Here is a 15,710-nt window from a genome sequence, read left to right as displayed (position 1 = left end):
ATGCCAAGACACACATTTCGCATGGGGGTATGCACAAAAGTCATACCCAGAAATTCGACATCAACCCTTGAAAATAAGGGCTCCAGTGAGCTACCCCACCCGCAAAAGCCAATAAGCTATGACTTAAACACAGGGGTACAGAATGCCTGAGCAAAAAAGCCAGTTTCAATTGACACGCCGCTCTTTCATGTCGGGCGCAGCCGGCTTTGGCCTTGTTGCGGCAAGTGGCATGAGTGGCCTTATCAATTCTGCAATGGCCGCAGAAGGTGATGGCACACCAAAGAAAGGCGGAGTGCTCAAGCTCGGCATTGGAGGCGGCTCCACCACAGATAATTTCGATCCGCGCCTGCTGAAGGATTGGGTTCCGGTCAATCAGGCTTACATGCTGATGAACGGCCTTGTCGAAATCGACGCCAACAACAAGGCTGTGCCTGAGCTGTTTGAAAGCTGGGAACCGTCTGCCGACGCCAAGGAATGGACCTTCAAGGTTCGTCAGGGCGTGACCTTCCACAATGGCAAGACGCTCGACGCTGACGACATCATCTATTCGATCAACCTGCATCGCGGCGAAACCACATCCGGTGCTCGTTCGCTCGCTTCGGAATTTACCGATGTCGTCAAGGTTGATGCCGCTACAGTCAAGATTACGCTGACGAGCGGCAACGCCGATCTGCCTTACATCCTGTCCGATTATCACTTCCTCGTGGTTCCCAAGGACTGGACCGATTTCAACAAGCCGGTCGGCACCGGTCCTTTTGTCTTCGAGCGTTTCCAGCCGGGCGTGCGTTCGCGTTTCACGCGTAATGAAAGCTACTGGAAGCCCAATACGGCCTGGGTCGATGCAGTTGAAGTCATCGTCATCAATGATGTGTCGGCCCGTACCAACGCCATGATGTCCGGTCAGGTGCACGCCATCAATCAGCTTGATTTCAAAACCGTCGATCTGCTCAAGCGCAATCCGAACCTCAACATTGTCCAGTCGTCCGGCGGCCAGCATTTCTCCTTCCTGATGGACTGCACGCAGGTGCCGTTCACCGACAACAACGTCCGCCTTGCCGTCAAGCACGCCATCGACCGGGAGCAACTGCTCAAGACAGCCTTGCGCGGCTACGGACGCTTGGGTAACGACAATCCGATCCCGAGCACCGACCCGTTCTTCGACGCTGCACTGCCGCAGCGTGCCTATGATCCGGAAAAGGCAAAGTTCTATCTGAAGCAGGCTGGTATGGATTCGCTGAAAATTCAGCTTTCGGCTTCTGACGCAGCCTTCACTGGCGCCGTCGATGCAGCCGCGATCTTCCGCACTGCTGCAGCCAAGTCAGGGATCGAGATCGATATCAAGCGTGAGCCAGCCGACGGATATTGGGACAATGTCTGGATGAAGGCACCGTTCTGCATGTCTTATCGTGGTGGTCGCCCGACTGCTGATCAGGCCCTGTCGGTCGCTTATGCATCCAACGCATCGCAAAACGATACGCATTGGAAGAGCGCTGATTTCGACGCCAAATTGCTCGAAGCCCGTGCAATGCTCGATCAGGCCAAGCGCAAGGAAATCTATGCCGAGCTGCAGGCCATGATCAGCAATGATGGCGGCGCGCTAATCCCAATGTTCGGCGACTATCTCGACGCCACCTCCAAGAAGCTCAAGGGCGTCACCACGCATCCGATGTTCAATCTGATGGGCGCTCGCCTTGCCGAAAAAGTCTGGCTGGAAGCATAATGTTCGTTCTAATTCTCAAGCGTGTGGGGCTCGGGCTCCTCACGCTGTTCCTCGTGTCGGCGTTGATTTTCGCCGGCACGCAGATTCTGCCGGGTGATGTGGCGTCCGCCATTCTCGGTCAGAATGCCACGCCGGAAGCGCTTGCCACTTTGCGCGAAAGCCTCGGTCTCAATCAACCGGTCCTCGCACGCTATTTCGCGTGGCTTGCAGGTTTCGTGACCGGTGATCTTGGCACCTCACTTGCCAACCAGCAGCCAGTTGCCGATCTTTTGTGGCCACGCTTCTGGAATACGATGGCACTGGCAGCCTTTGCCGCGGTCGTCAGCGTTCCAATCGCCATCCTTCTCGGCCTTGTCACCGCGGTCAAACGCGGCGGTATTTTCGACCGTGTTATCAACATTGTGGCGCTGGCCTTCGTTTCACTGCCTGAATATTTCCTCGGCCTGTTGCTGATCCTGTTCCTGTCGATCCGCTTCAACCTGCTGCCAAGCCTCGCCGACACCTATGAAGGCATGACCTTCCTCGAATGGATTCAGGCCACGGCCCTGCCCGCATTGACGCTGGTTCTCGTGACCGTTGCGCAGATGATGCGCATGACCCGCACGGCCGTTTTGTCGGTGATGGATCAGGCCTATGTCGAAACGGCATATCTCAAAGGACTTCGCACCAAGCGCGTTGTGACCAAGCACGCCTTGCCCAATGCGGCGGCGCCTATCGTCAATGTGGTGGCGTTCAACATCGCCTACCTCATCACCGGTGTGGTGCTTGTCGAAGCTGTTTTCAACTATAACGGCCTTGGCCGCTTCATGGTTGATGCCGTTTCAAAGCGTGACCTTCCGCTCGTGCAGGCTGCGGCCCTCGTCTTTGGCGCGGCCTATGTCATTCTCAATATCATCGCCGATGTCGCTGCCATCGCGCTCAATCCGCGTCTGAGGCACCCCCGATGAAAAAGTCTATTCCCCTGACGGCGTGGGTCGGTCTTGCGATCGTCGCGCTCTGCCTCCTGATGTTTCTGTTCGGCCCGCTAATCGCGCCTTATGGTCAGGAAGAAATCGTTGGTGCACCGTTTGATCCGCCATCGGCACAGTTCTGGTTCGGTCTCGATCAGAATGGTCGCGACATGCTCTCGCGCTTGCTCTTCGGTGCGCAGATGTCGATTGGCGTGTCGCTCGCAGCGTCGCTCCTGTCGTTCAGCGTTGGGGTGCCGCTCGGCTTCCTTGCAGCCATCTTCGGCGGCTGGGTCGATACGATCCTTTCGCGCATCGTCGATACCGTCATGTGCATTCCGGTGCTCATTTCGGCGCTCGTCATCCTGCAGGCGCTCGGCTCGTCACTGCCGGTTCTGATCATCACCATCGCATTGCTTGATTCCACCCGCGTGTTTCGTTTGGCACGCATCGTGGCGCAGGGCGTCAATGTGCTGGAATATGCTGAAACCGCCCGTCTCCGTGGCGAAGGTCTTGGCTGGTTGATCTGGCGTGAAATCCTGCCGAATACGCTGCCGCCGCTGATTGCGGAATTCGGCCTGCGTTTTTGCTTCACCTTCCTTTTCGTGGCCGGTCTGTCGTTCCTTGGCCTTGGCATTCAGCCGCCATTCGCGGACTGGGGCGGCATGGTGAAGGACAACCAGCAGGCTATTCTCTACGGCCTCTACGCACCGCTTTTCCCGGCGGCTGCAATCGCCATCCTCACCGTTGGCGTCAACCTCGTCGCTGACTGGCTTTTGGCCGGACGCACGACCACGCAGGGAGCTGATCGATGAGCAAGGATATCGTTCTTTCAATCTCCGACCTCGTCGTCAAAGCACCCAATGACGCAACGCTTGTCGATCATGTCGATGTGACGCTGAAGCGTGGCGAAGTGCTTGGCCTTATTGGCGAGTCCGGCGCAGGCAAATCCACCATTGGCCTTGCCGCGATGGGCTATGGCCGTGGCGGCTGCAGGATCGCTGAAGGCACAGTTGTCGTTGACGATATTTCGTTGATGGACGGCACCCGCGAGACCCGTGAAAAGGTGCGCGGCGCACGCATCGCCTATGTGGCACAAAGTGCGGCGGCGTCGTTTAATCCGGCGCACCGCATCGGCGATCAGATCATGGAAGGCCCGCTCTATCACGGCCTCATGACCAAAGCCGAAGCAAAGAGCTGGATGCTGGAGTTGCTGCATACATTGCAGCTTCCCGATGCCGAAACCTTTGGCGATCGCTATCCGCATCAGGTTTCCGGCGGACAGTTGCAGCGCGCGATGGTTGCTATGGCCATGTCCTGCCGCCCGGATATTCTGGTGCTGGACGAGCCGACAACCGCGCTTGACGTCACGACCCAGATCGAAGTGCTGGCACTTCTGCGCAGCCTGATCCAGCGTTACAACACTGCCGCTCTTTACATTACGCATGACCTTGCAGTCGTGGCCCAAATTGCCGACCGCATCATGGTTCTGCGTCACGGCAAGATGGTAGAGCTTGGTTCTGCAGAAGAAATTCTCGAAGCGCCAAAGCAGGACTATACCCAGCGTCTGGTGTCTGAGCGTGAATCGAGTATTTCGGGCGAGCAGGCCGAACACAAGACCGGCGAAATCCTGCTCGAAGTGAAAAACGCAACCGCCTATTACGGCAAGAAGCTCGTCCTGACCGATGTGGGTTGCTACATCCGTCGCGGCGAAACGCTCGCGGTCGTGGGTGAATCCGGTTCCGGAAAATCAACGCTTGCGCGCATTATTGCAGGCCTGCCGCCACACTCAAGCGGTATCATCACGCTTGCCGGGCAGCGGCTGGAAGCGAACTACAAAAAGCGCACGCGCGAAGAACTGCGCCGCATTCAGCTGGTTTACCAGCTTCCGGACGTGGCATTGAACCCACACCAGACCGTTGGTGAGATCATCGGTCGTCCGATGAAGTTCTATTTCGGCATGAATGAGGACCAGCGCGAGATCGAGGTCAAACGTCTGCTTGAACTCATCGGCCTGCCTGCCGACTTTGCGAACCGCCTTCCGGGCGCACTTTCAGGCGGGCAGAAGCAGCGTGTGTGTATCGCCCGTGCGCTGGCAGCAAAGCCTGATCTCATCATCTGCGATGAAGTCACCTCGGCGCTCGATCCGCTCGTGGCTGAGGAAATTCTCAGACTTCTGCGCAAGTTGCAGGACGAATTGCACGTGTCATATCTCTTCATCACCCACGACCTTGGCGTCGTCCGTCGGCTCGCCGACCGCACCATGGTGATGCAGAAGGGCAAGGTGGTCGAAACCGGCACCACGAAGGCAATCTTCGAACCGCCTTACGAGCCCTATACGGAGCAGCTCATCACATCCGTTCCGGAGCTGCGCCGCGACTGGCTGGACGACATACTCAAGGCTCGCGCCGCCAGCTAAACTACCGATGCGGCGCTAATGCCGCACCGGCTCCTCTTTATTGAAATTGGAACCGATCATGACCGTCAATATCACCGAGCACCTGTGGATCACTCTGAAAGATGGCACCCGTCTTGGCGCGCGCCTGTGGCTGCCTGAAGGTGCCGAGGCAAATCCCGTTCCTGCCGTGCTCGAATATATTCCATACCGCAAGCGTGATGGCACCCGTGGCCGCGATGAGCCAATGCATGGCTATTTCGCACAGAACGGCTATGCCGCAATCCGCGTCGACATGCGTGGTACGGGCGAATCCGATGGACATATGGCTGACGAATACATCCAGCAGGAGCAGGATGACGCGCTCGAAGTCATCGCCTGGATTGCGGATCAGCCTTGGTGCAGCGGCAATGTCGGCATGATGGGCAAGAGCTGGGGTGGCTTCAACGGTCTTCAGGTCGCAGCCTGCCGTCCACCAGCATTGAAGGCGATCATCACCGCCTATTCGACCGACGACCGTTTCCGCGACGACATCCACTACATGGGCGGCCTGCTGCTCAACGATAATCTGTGGTGGGGCACCATCATGCTCGCCTATCAGTCGCGTCCGCTCGATCCGGCGATTGTGGGTGCCGGTTGGCGCGATGCATGGATTGAACGTCTGGAACGCCTGCCATTCTTCCCGGCGCTCTGGCTTGAACACCAGCATTACGATGAATACTGGAAGCATGGCTCGGTCTGCGAAGACTGGTCAGCAATCCAGTGCCCGGTTCTCGCCATTGGCGCATGGGCCGACAGTTACACCAATGCTGTTCCGCGCCTGCTCGAAAACCTGCAGGTTCCTGCGCGCGGTATTATCGGCCCTTGGGGCCATGTCTATCCGCAGGACGGCCTGCCGGGTCCGGCAATCGGCTTCCTGCAGGAAGCAGTGCGCTGGTGGGACCAGTGGCTCAAGGGCAAAGACACCGGCATCATGGACGAGCCGAAGCTGCGCGCCTATGTCTGCGACACCATTGAGCCGACTGGCTCCCGCGACTTCACCAATGGACGCTGGGTTGGCGAACAGAACTGGCCTTCGACGGAAATCACGCCTAAGTCCTTCGCGCTTGGTGCAGATTTCACGCTGGGCAAGGCCGATGCCGCCAAGGCTGTGCTTTCGATTTCCTCGCCAAACAGCCACGGTAAGGCTGGCGGCGAATGGATGGCAACGGGTTGCCCTGGCGAACACCCGACCGATCAGCGTCTTGACGATGGCGGCTCGCTCAACTTCGACACAGCCGTCCTGACCGAAGACCTTGAAATTCTGGGTGCGCCGGTTGCTCGCCTGACATTTACCGTTGATCAACCGGTTGCACAGGTTTCGCTGCGCCTGAGCGACGTTCTGCCGGATGGCCGCATCACCCGCGTCAGCTATCAGGTCTTCAACCTCAACCACATCAACGGCCATGACAAGCCGGAAATGCTGGTGCCGGGCAAGACCTATAAAATCGCGATCAAGCTCAACGATAGTGGCTATAGCTTCAAGAAGGGCCATCGCATCCGTCTTTCGGTTGCAACGGGTTACTGGCCGATGGTCTGGCCATCGCCAAAGCGCGTGATGCTGACGCTCGACACCGCCACATCGGTTCTCGATCTGCCCGTGCGCCTGCCGTCTGCTGACGATGCGAAGGTTTCCTTCCAGAAGCCAGCGCATGGCCCGGCAACACCGATGACCCAGCTTGATCCGGGCAGTGTGCGCCGCTGGACCGAACAGGATCACGTCACCGGCGAAACGCTCTATGTGACGGAAGGCATCGGCGGTCTGTTCGGCGAAGGCATCTTGCGCTTTGACGATCTCGGCACACAGTTGAGCCACAGCCTCAAGCGCGAGCTGCGCGTCAATGACAATGACCCGCTGTCGGCATCCTATGTGCTGACACAGGCCTATCAGATGGGTCGTGAAGGTTGGATGATCGACATCGAAAGCATCACGAAGATGCATTCAGATGCTGAGAGTTTCTACATTTCCGGCGTACTGACGGCGAAGGAAAATGGTGAGACGGTCAAAATCCGCGAATGGAACCAGACTATTCCGCGCGACCATCTTTGAATGGTCACCACCAGCGTCAGTCCACTTTATTGGATTGACGCTGGTGATGAAACGTATGCCGGACAGCACAATGCCAGTTCAATTCAGCTGAACAAAACGTCGTCGGACGTCAACTCGCTCAGCAAGACACCTTCAATTACAATCCCATTCGTTGCGCCATCGATGCTGACGAAAACACCGTCTGGTGTATCAACTGACGCCGCGACGAAGCTGGCGAAATCAGTTATGACCTCAGTATCCCGGAACAAAAGCACATCGCCACCTTGGACATCAAAGTCGGTGACGTGATCAATATCGTTGGATTGCAGTGATGCATTGTCCCAAATGAATGTATCGGCTTCAGTTCCACCGCTGAGAGTGTCTGCACCGGTTCCGCCCAATAATCGGTCAGAGCTTGCGCCACCATACAGTTTATCATCGCCCTCGCCACCGAGAAGGCTGTCCAGCCCAAACGCTCCATGGATCACGTCGTTGCCCCCGCGACCATTATAGGTATCGTTCCCACTCAAACCTTCACGATAACTCTCGATGCTGACGATGCGGTCGTCGCCGTTTCCGCCGAATACCTGAGCACCCTGATAGGCGGAGATGACGCTGATGTTGAACACCTCGGTCGAGTTATAGTCGGCGGCGTCGAATTTGAAACCGGCTGCCACATCGTCGAAAGTGACGGCCAATGTATCAATACCGTCGCCTCCATCAATGGTGCCAAGTCCTCCATCCGAATAGATCGAAAACGTGTCGTTTCCGGCACCGCCGTGCATTTCAAACCAATAGCCACTATAGCCGCTGTCTATTGATCCTGCGGTGAAGTAGTCGTTTCCGTCGCCTCCAAACAAGGTATCGCCGTCCGTGCCCGTGTTTTGTAAATAGTCGTCGCCTGCTCCACCCAATAATATGTCGGTTCCAGCTCCGCCGTAGAGACGGTCATTGCCATCTCCTCCATTCAGCGTGTCGTTACCTTCGTCGCCCATCAGGGTATCGTTTCCCCTGCCGCCGCTGAGCTTATCGTTGCCATCATTACCGGACAGCGTGTCATTGCCATTACCGCCGTCGATCACATCATCACCGCTGCCGCCCTTGATCTGGTCGTCACCATCCCCGCCCAGTAGATTGTCGTGGCCCGCTCCACCAGTTATCTGGTCGTTGCCAGTACCGCCTCGCACATAATCATTGCCCGCGCCTGCATGTATGTTGGCAAACTGGAAGCCCGTAGCGTCGATAGTATCATTGCCCGCGCCGGTCTTGAGGTTGAGGCGTTCCAGATCGGTGAAGTAGAGGTGATCAAAGCTTGAGCTGCCATCTCCCCAATAGGCATGCCCCTGCATTGCGTTAAACGCAACTGAGTCTGAACGATTGGATAAATCGGTAACGAGCGTATCAACCCCTTCACCACCTCTTGCCGCACCGCCCGAAAAATTGAATATGAGGCGGTCGTTGCCGCTGGCGCCGTTTAATTCATCGAACTCCGGCACATTGCGCCATGTTGTTGTCAGGACGTCATCGCCCGCACCGCCGTCGATGATATCGCTACCAAGACCTCCGTCGACGATGTCATTTCCCGCAAGGGCCCAGATGCGGTCATTCTCTTCCGTGCCAAATATAGTATCGGCGTCATTGGTTCCAACGATCTTCGGCATCGCATGTCCTCCTACTGAAGATAGCAGAAGTATGGGCGAATATTTCATCATAGTTAAATAAGATAATATTACATTCAAAACTATTTTGATTATCAAAGTAATTTAATGATAGATATTATGGTATACGGAAGGTAATTGTAAATTATAAGTCGACTTGGTTGTTAGCCGATATTCTCATCGAAGCGAAGTGCGATTTGGAACGGGAACTTCGATTATTTTCATCCAGATGGATGCTTCATCGACCGCAACTGACCGGTGTATGGACGGTACGATTAGGCTTCGTACTCAGTCCCTATTGCAATAGCAGTGCGCGCTTGCTTAATTGAAAAAATGGCGTTTACCCTGCGGCAGTTACAATATTTCATCGCTGTGGCCGAACAGGGGTCTGTGACCCGTGCGGCGCAGAAATTATCCATTTCCCAATCATCTGTCACGGAAGCCGTCAAGGAACTTGAGACGGACCTGAACGTAGAGCTTTTCGAACGACACCCTCGCGGCCTCACTGTCACACATAACGGTCATCAGTTTTTGCGCTACGCAACGAAAATTCTGGCAGACGTATCGGATGCCCGTCGCTCCTTCACGGACAATCGCATTCAGGAAAAAGGTAAACTCAATCTCGGCGTCACCTCGCTCGTCGCGGGTTATGTGCTGTCGGACCTGCTTGCCCGCTATCGCCGGGCTTTTCCCGGCGTTGAAATCAGTGCCATCGAGGATAATGGTTCCTATCTTGAACATCTCCTGGTCGGTGGTGAACTGGACGTGGCAGTGATGGTTATCTCCAATCTCCGGGACCGTATGGCACTTCACGCGGAAATTCTCGAAACCTCGCCCTATCGATTGTGGTTGCCGCTCGGCCATCCGCTGGTCCCGACGGACAGCATTTCGGTAAGCGACATTGCGAAAGAGCCGCTGATCATGCTGACAGTGGATGAAATCGAGGAAAATACCGGCAAGCTGCTTGCCGCTCTCGGCGCCCGTCCGCATGTGGCTTTCCGCACGCGTTCAGTGGAAGCCGTGCGCAGTTTGGTAGCCACCGGTGCAGGCATCGCGCTCCTTCCCGACCTTGTCTATCGCCCATGGTCGCTGGAAGGCGATCGCATCGAAAGCCGCGATGTTTCGGGGTCGCTGCCCGTCGTGCAGATCGGCATGGCCTGGCGCAAGGGATCGAGCCTGCCCCAATCCGCGCGTGACTTTATTGGCATTGCCGAAGCTGCCCGTTCCGGCAGGCTGCGTTAGTCTTCGATATCGGAAAAACCGATATCAGCTTTTCGATAAATGAATTTGCGAAAGGCAAGGTTTCAGCACACCATCCACTCCGGGAACAAAATCACTGAATGTGAAAAAACGGGAGTGGTCGATGAAAAAGATTCTGCAATCCTGTACCGCTTTGATGGCTGTCGCAAGCTTTGCGACGCAGGCCATCGCCGCCGAACCGCTGAAAGCGATCGGCGAAGGTGAAGGCGCGCTGAGCATCGTGGCCTGGGCGGGCTATATTGAACGCGGCGAGACCGACAAGAACTACGACTGGGTTACGGATTTCGAGAAGGAAACCGGCTGCAAGGTCAGCGTGAAGACCGCCGCCACTTCCGATGAAATGGTCGCGCTGATGAATGAAGGTGGCTTCGATCTGGTCACCGCTTCCGGTGATGCCTCACTTCGCCTTGTGGCTGGCAAGCGTGTTCAGCCGATCAATACCGACCTTATCCCAAGCTGGAAGACCGTAGACGAACGGCTGCAAAATGCGCCGTGGTTCACCGTCAAGGACGTGCATTACGGTGTGCCCTATCTCTGGGGGCCGAATGTGCTGATGTACAACACTGATGTTTTCAAGGACGAAGCGCCGAAGAGCTGGAACGTGGTGTTCGAAGAACAGAACCTGCCGGATGGCAAGTCCAACAAGGGCCGCGTGCAGGCCTATGACGGGCCGATCTATATTGCGGACGCTGCCCTTTATCTCATGAAGCACAAGCCGGAACTCGGCATCAAGAATCCGTACGAACTCAATGAAGACCAGTATAAGGCAGCACTTGATCTCTTGCGTGGACAGCGCAAGCTCGTCAGCCGTTATTGGCATGATGCCATGATCCAGATTGACGATTTCAAGAATGAAGGCGTCGTGGCTTCCGGCTCATGGCCGTTCCAGGTCAATCTTCTGAAATCGGAAAACGCAAAGATTGGCTCGACTTTCCCGGAGGAAGGTGCGACCGGCTGGGCCGACACCACCATGCTGCATGTGGATAGCGAGCACCCCAATTGTGCCTATAAGTGGTTCGAACATTCGCTAAAACTGAAAGTTCAGGGCGATGCCGCAGCCTGGTTCGGTGCTGTACCGTCCGTTCCGGCAGCCTGCAAGGGTAATGCGCTCCTGACCGATGAAGGTTGCGCGACCAATGGCTTCGATAATTTCGCCAAGATCAGCTTCTGGCGCACGCCGACAGCCAAATGCGAAAGCCAGGGCGAATGCGTGCCCTATCATCGCTGGGTATCGGATTATATCGGCGTCATTGGCGGTCGCTGACATCGACTATCATAAGCTCGAAGATCGCCCTTCCTTCTGTTGAAGGAAGGGAACGGAAAGACGTGCCCGCCCGCCAACAGAGGCTGGCGCTCCATGATGGATAGAACCATGACAGCAGCAGTTCGTTTCGAAAATGTGAGCCGTTACTTCGGCGAAGTCCGTGCCGTCGATCATGTCAATTTGACCATCGCGTCCGGTGAATTCTTTGCCATGCTAGGCCCTTCCGGTTCTGGCAAGACAACCTGTCTGCGGCTGATTGCAGGCTTCGAGCAGCCGACTGACGGCAAGATTGAGATCTTTGGCGAAAGTGCTGGCGGCGTGCCGCCCTACCGGCGCAACGTCAACACGGTCTTTCAGGATTATGCGCTGTTTCCGCATCTCAGCATTCTTGACAATGTGGCCTATGGGTTGATGGTGCGGGGCGCCGGAAAGGCCGAACGACACCGTGCCGCCGAGGACATGCTGGAACTGGTCAAGCTGCCCGGTTATGGCGCACGCAAGCCGAGCCAGCTTTCCGGCGGACAGCGACAGCGCGTCGCGCTGGCCCGAGCGCTGGTCAACAAGCCGAAAGTGCTGCTTCTCGATGAGCCGCTTGGTGCCCTCGACCTCAAACTGCGCGAGCAGATGCAGGAAGAGCTGAAGAGCCTGCAAAAGGCGCTTGGTATCACCTTTGTTTTCGTGACCCACGATCAGGGCGAGGCGCTGTCCATGGCGGACCGTATCGCTGTCTTCAACAATGGTCGTATCGTTCAGGCCGGAACGCCACAGGAAATATATAACCGCCCGCAAACCAGGTTTGTTGCCGATTTTGTCGGCTCCTCCAATGTGGTCGCGCCGGAGGTTATGGCTGCATTCGGCGGCGAACGACGTTGGGCAAGCCTCCGACCGGAATCCATTCGCCTTGCAGACAAGAGTGATAAGGTTGGGGTCGCGGCGCGGATCGAAACCGCCAGCTTCCTTGGGTCAGCTACACGTCTCGGTGTTGAAGCTGAAGGCGCCAGACTGCATGTCATGCTGCCTGCTGGTGCAACCGTTCCCGAGACCGGATCGGATATCCGTATTGTCTGGAATCCGGGTGACGTTCATTACATGGATCAGGCGGCATGAGCGGCGCGCAGGCTTCCACACTCGGAAACTCCGGAGCAAATCCGACCTCCATCATGCCGCAGCGCGGCGGACTCTTTGGGCGCTTGTCGGACCTGTTCTGGCGTCGCCCTGGCCTGCTTTTGTTTCTCATGATTACGCCACCACTGCTGTGGCTGGGCATCATCTATATCGGCTCGCTGATAGCGCTTCTCTTGCAGAGCTTCTTTTCGGTCGATGATTTCTCCGGTCTGATCGACTATAATTTCACGCTCGCCACCTATGCTCAGCTGCTGAATTCCGCCAATCTCGACATCATCATACGCACCGTCCTCATGGCTACGCTGGTCACGGTCGCTTCGGCTTTCGTCGCCTTTCCCATCGCCTATTATGCCGCCCGTTACGCACGCGGACGCTGGAAGGCGCTGTTCTATCTCGGCATCATGCTGCCACTCTGGTCGAGCTATCTGGTCAAGGTCTATGCGTGGAAACTGATCCTCGCCAAGGAAGGCATCCTGACCTGGATATTCGCAAAACTGCACCTGTCCTGGCTGCTTGACGGCATCCTGTCCTTACCCGTCATCGGTGGCAATTCGCTGTCGGTCAGCTATCTCGGCACCTTCATCGTCTTCGTCTATATCTGGCTGCCCTATATGATCCTGCCGACGCAGGCAGCACTTGAGCGTGTGCCCGGCAATCTGGTCGAGGCGTCGTCCGATCTCGGCGCGACGCCGGCGCAGACTTTCCGAACCGTGCTCATGCCGCTTGCCATGCCGGGCATCATCGCCGGCTCGATCTTCACCTTTTCGCTGACACTTGGCGATTACATCATTCCGCAGATCATCGGTTCGTCGCGCCTGTTCATCGGACAGGCCGTCTATACCCAGCAGGGAACGGCAGGCAATGTGCCGCTGGCGGCTGCCTTCTCCGTCGTGCCGATCGTCATCATGGCCGTCTATCTCTGGATCGCCAAGAAACAGGGGGCTTTTGATGCGCTCTGATCGCAACAACCGCGCTTCTTTCGGATTGAAGCTTGCTGCCGGATTGGGCCTCGCCTTCCTGCATCTGCCGATCCTGCTCATCTTCGTCTATGCCTTCACGACGGAAGAAAAAAGTTATCAATGGCCGCCGCCGGGCTTCACGCTGCAATGGTTCGCAGTGACATGGAACCGTGCCGATGTGTGGTCATCGCTTGCGCTCTCCGTGCAGGTGGCCACGATTGCGACCGTGATCGCGCTCGTGCTTGGAACGCTTTGCGCTGCCGCCGTCAGCCGAACCCACTTCTTCGGACGCGAAAGCATTTCGCTGCTGGTCATCCTGCCCATTGCTTTGCCCGGCGTTGTAACCGGCATCGCCTTGCGCTCGGCCTTCTCGCTGTTCGACATTCCGTTTTCGATGTGGACCATCGTGCTCGGTCACGCGACCTTCTGCGTGGTGGTCGTCTACAACAACGCGGTTGCACGTTTCCGGCGCACCTCCGGTTCGCTGATTGAAGCCTCGATGGATCTTGGCGCCAACGGGTTCCAGACATTCCGCTATGTGATCCTGCCGAATATCGGAACGGCCCTGCTCGCAGGCGGCATGCTCGCCTTTGCACTGTCCTTCGATGAGGTGATCGTCACCACATTTACTGGCGGCCAGCAGATGACCCTGCCGATCTGGATGCTTCAGGAACTGATCCGTCCACGCCAGCGCCCCGTCACCAATGTGGTGGCTATGGTGGTGGTTCTGGTGACCTTCCTGCCCATCCTCGCAGCCTACTATCTCACTCGTGATGGCGATCAGGTCGCCGGTCACGGGAAATGACACAAGGGAGAACGACATGAACACCGAAATGTTGATTGGCTCGCGCTTTGAAGCGGGTACGGAGACGGAAGAAAACGTCCTCAATCCCAAGACCGGAGAGACCGTTCTCAAGCTGCCCGAGGCATCGCTAGGACAGATCGACGCTGCAGTCGCCGCAGCAGACAAGGCATTCAAGACCTGGTCACGCACCACACCCGCCGAACGTTCCAATTATCTCCTCAAAATCGCCGATGCGATTGAGCGAGACGCTGAAGGGTTCGCTACGCTGGAAGCGCTCAATTGCGGCAAGCCGATCAATGCTGTCATCAATGACGAGATTCCGGCCATCGTGGATTGTTATCGCTTCTTTGCGGGTGCAGTGCGTAATCTTCATGGACCGCTTGCCGCCGAATATATCCCGAACCACACATCGATGATCCGTCGTGATCCGGTTGGCATTGTCGGCTCCATCGCTCCTTGGAATTATCCTTTGATGATGATGGCATGGAAACTGGCGCCAGCCATTGCGGGCGGCAATACGGTGGTTTTCAAACCGTCCGAACAGACCCCGCTGACCGCGCTGAAAATGGCCAGGCTGCTGGCGGATATTCTGCCCGAGGGCGTCGTCAATGTCGTTCTGGGGCGCGGTGAAACCGTGGGCAATGCGCTGATCAACCATCCGCGGATCGACATGGTGTCGATCACTGGCGATGTCGCCACCGGAAAGAAGGTCTTGCAGGCCGCGGCCAAGACCGTGAAGCGCACTCATCTGGAGCTTGGCGGCAAGGCACCGGTCATTGTTTTCGACGATGCGGACATCGAGGCTGTTGTCAACGGTATCCGCACCTTCGGCTATTACAATGCCGGACAGGACTGCACCGCTGCCTGCCGCATCTATGCAGATGCACGCATTTACGACCGTTTCGTCGCTGACCTGTCGTCGGCCGTTTCCAGCATTCGCTACAATCTGGACGACGACAGCCAGAACGAGATCGGACCGCTCATCTCCCGCCGGCAGCGCGACCGCGTCGAAAGTTTTGTGGCTCGCGCTCGCGAGCACAAGCATATCGAAGTGACGACCGGCGGCAAGACATCGGGTGCCAATGGCTTCTACTTCGAGCCGACCGTCATTGCAGGTGCATTGCAGGAAGACGAGATCGTGCGACGCGAAGTATTCGGACCAGTCGTATCGGTGACGCGCTTCAGCGATGTCGATGAAGCCGTGCGATGGGCCAACGACAGTGATTACGGCCTTGCCTCGTCGGTCTGGACCAAGGATGTCAGCAAGGGCATGCAGGCCGCAGCCCGCCTGCAATATGGCTGCACATGGATCAACACCCACTTCATGCTGACAAACGAGATGCCGCATGGCGGCCTGAAACAGTCGGGCTACGGCAAGGACATGTCGATTTACGCGCTGGAAGATTACACTGCCGTGCGTCATGTCATGATAGCTCATTAGGGGAAATGCCGGGAAGTGAGAGGCATTGTTCGGAACGAGATGCGCACCCAAAACCAAAATAGTTAGGG

At 56.8% G+C, this 15,710-nt stretch carries 12 protein-coding genes; 11 read left to right on the top strand and 1 reads right to left on the bottom strand.

Translation table 11 applies throughout. The features are described 5' to 3' along the window. Positions 1–142: 142 nt before the first annotated feature. The 5 genes from KWJ32_RS11180 to KWJ32_RS11160 are packed head-to-tail and all read left to right on the top strand — an operon-like array spanning position 143 to position 7,151. On the top strand, positions 143–1,720 hold the full coding sequence (locus tag KWJ32_RS11180; RefSeq protein ID WP_011982534.1) for an ABC transporter substrate-binding protein: 1,578 nt from the start codon (positions 143–145) through the stop codon (positions 1,718–1,720). Continuing rightward, positions 1,720–2,667 (top strand): ABC transporter permease, encoded by a 948-nt coding sequence (locus KWJ32_RS11175; protein ID WP_011982535.1) that lies wholly within the window; start codon positions 1,720–1,722, stop codon positions 2,665–2,667. Before KWJ32_RS11180 ends, KWJ32_RS11175 begins: the two co-directional genes overlap by 1 nt. Continuing rightward, on the top strand, positions 2,664–3,482 hold the full coding sequence (locus KWJ32_RS11170) for an ABC transporter permease (RefSeq protein ID WP_011982536.1): 819 nt from the start codon (positions 2,664–2,666) through the stop codon (positions 3,480–3,482). The genes KWJ32_RS11175 and KWJ32_RS11170 overlap by 4 nt, the downstream gene beginning before the upstream one ends. Then, the gene (locus KWJ32_RS11165; protein ID WP_151610155.1) at positions 3,479–5,086 is read left to right on the top strand and encodes an ABC transporter ATP-binding protein; all 1,608 of its coding nucleotides are present in this window, start codon (positions 3,479–3,481) and stop codon (positions 5,084–5,086) included. The genes KWJ32_RS11170 and KWJ32_RS11165 overlap by 4 nt, the downstream gene beginning before the upstream one ends. A gap of 58 nt (positions 5,087–5,144) precedes the next feature. Further along, on the top strand, positions 5,145–7,151 hold the full coding sequence (locus KWJ32_RS11160) for a CocE/NonD family hydrolase (RefSeq protein WP_011982538.1): 2,007 nt from the start codon (positions 5,145–5,147) through the stop codon (positions 7,149–7,151). A gap of 83 nt (positions 7,152–7,234) precedes the next feature. On the opposite strand, the gene KWJ32_RS28215 is transcribed toward KWJ32_RS11160, so the two are convergent. Further along, positions 7,235–8,791 (bottom strand): calcium-binding protein, encoded by a 1,557-nt coding sequence (locus KWJ32_RS28215; RefSeq protein WP_125334675.1) that lies wholly within the window; start codon positions 8,789–8,791, stop codon positions 7,235–7,237. Between the two features lie 330 nt (positions 8,792–9,121). Between KWJ32_RS28215 and KWJ32_RS11140 the strand changes: the two genes are divergently transcribed. From KWJ32_RS11140 to KWJ32_RS11115, 6 genes are all read left to right on the top strand, one after another. Next, a complete protein-coding gene (locus KWJ32_RS11140; protein ID WP_011982540.1) occupies positions 9,122–10,030 on the top strand; it encodes a LysR family transcriptional regulator in 909 nt (302 codons plus the stop codon). 121 nt (positions 10,031–10,151) lie between these two features. Further along, the gene (locus KWJ32_RS11135; RefSeq protein ID WP_011982541.1) at positions 10,152–11,312 is read left to right on the top strand and encodes an ABC transporter substrate-binding protein; all 1,161 of its coding nucleotides are present in this window, start codon (positions 10,152–10,154) and stop codon (positions 11,310–11,312) included. A 108-nt stretch (positions 11,313–11,420) separates the two neighbouring features. After that, entirely contained in the window at positions 11,421–12,419 is a 999-nt protein-coding gene (locus KWJ32_RS11130) for an ABC transporter ATP-binding protein (RefSeq protein WP_040128787.1), read from the top strand. After that, positions 12,416–13,396 carry an ABC transporter permease gene (locus KWJ32_RS11125; RefSeq protein ID WP_011982543.1) on the top strand — a complete coding sequence of 327 codons (981 nt, stop codon included), beginning with the start codon at positions 12,416–12,418 and terminating at the stop codon, positions 13,394–13,396. Before KWJ32_RS11130 ends, KWJ32_RS11125 begins: the two co-directional genes overlap by 4 nt. Next, positions 13,386–14,201: an ABC transporter permease gene (locus KWJ32_RS11120; protein ID WP_011982544.1), complete on the top strand. Its 816-nt coding sequence runs from the start codon at positions 13,386–13,388 to the stop codon at positions 14,199–14,201. Before KWJ32_RS11125 ends, KWJ32_RS11120 begins: the two co-directional genes overlap by 11 nt. Before the next feature lie 16 nt (positions 14,202–14,217). Then, complete coding sequence (locus KWJ32_RS11115; protein ID WP_011982545.1) at positions 14,218–15,642, top strand: gamma-aminobutyraldehyde dehydrogenase; 1,425 nt, start codon at positions 14,218–14,220, stop codon at positions 15,640–15,642. Positions 15,643–15,710 lie beyond the last annotated feature (68 nt).

Source organism: Ochrobactrum sp. BTU2, from assembly GCF_024539785.1.
GTDB lineage: Bacteria > Pseudomonadota > Alphaproteobacteria > Rhizobiales > Rhizobiaceae > Brucella > Brucella anthropi.
Note: the sequence above shows the minus strand (reverse complement) of the source record. Positions and strands in the feature narration are given on the sequence as shown.

What these genes read in the sequence shown, in the direction of transcription:
- KWJ32_RS11180 (WP_011982534.1), top strand. Translation starts at nt 143, where the DNA reads ATGCCTGAGCAAAAAAGCCAGTTTCAATTGACACGCCGCTCTTTCATG.
- KWJ32_RS28215 (WP_125334675.1), bottom strand. Translation starts at nt 8,791, where the DNA reads ATGCCGAAGATCGTTGGAACCAATGACGCCGATACTATATTTGGCACG.
- KWJ32_RS11130 (WP_040128787.1), top strand. Translation starts at nt 11,421, where the DNA reads ATGACAGCAGCAGTTCGTTTCGAAAATGTGAGCCGTTACTTCGGCGAA.
- KWJ32_RS11165 (WP_151610155.1), top strand. Translation starts at nt 3,479, where the DNA reads ATGAGCAAGGATATCGTTCTTTCAATCTCCGACCTCGTCGTCAAAGCA.
- KWJ32_RS11125 (WP_011982543.1), top strand. Translation starts at nt 12,416, where the DNA reads ATGAGCGGCGCGCAGGCTTCCACACTCGGAAACTCCGGAGCAAATCCG.
- KWJ32_RS11115 (WP_011982545.1), top strand. Translation starts at nt 14,218, where the DNA reads ATGAACACCGAAATGTTGATTGGCTCGCGCTTTGAAGCGGGTACGGAG.
- KWJ32_RS11140 (WP_011982540.1), top strand. Translation starts at nt 9,122, where the DNA reads ATGGCGTTTACCCTGCGGCAGTTACAATATTTCATCGCTGTGGCCGAA.
- KWJ32_RS11170 (WP_011982536.1), top strand. Translation starts at nt 2,664, where the DNA reads ATGAAAAAGTCTATTCCCCTGACGGCGTGGGTCGGTCTTGCGATCGTC.
- KWJ32_RS11120 (WP_011982544.1), top strand. Translation starts at nt 13,386, where the DNA reads ATGCGCTCTGATCGCAACAACCGCGCTTCTTTCGGATTGAAGCTTGCT.
- KWJ32_RS11160 (WP_011982538.1), top strand. Translation starts at nt 5,145, where the DNA reads ATGACCGTCAATATCACCGAGCACCTGTGGATCACTCTGAAAGATGGC.
- KWJ32_RS11175 (WP_011982535.1), top strand. Translation starts at nt 1,720, where the DNA reads ATGTTCGTTCTAATTCTCAAGCGTGTGGGGCTCGGGCTCCTCACGCTG.
- KWJ32_RS11135 (WP_011982541.1), top strand. Translation starts at nt 10,152, where the DNA reads ATGAAAAAGATTCTGCAATCCTGTACCGCTTTGATGGCTGTCGCAAGC.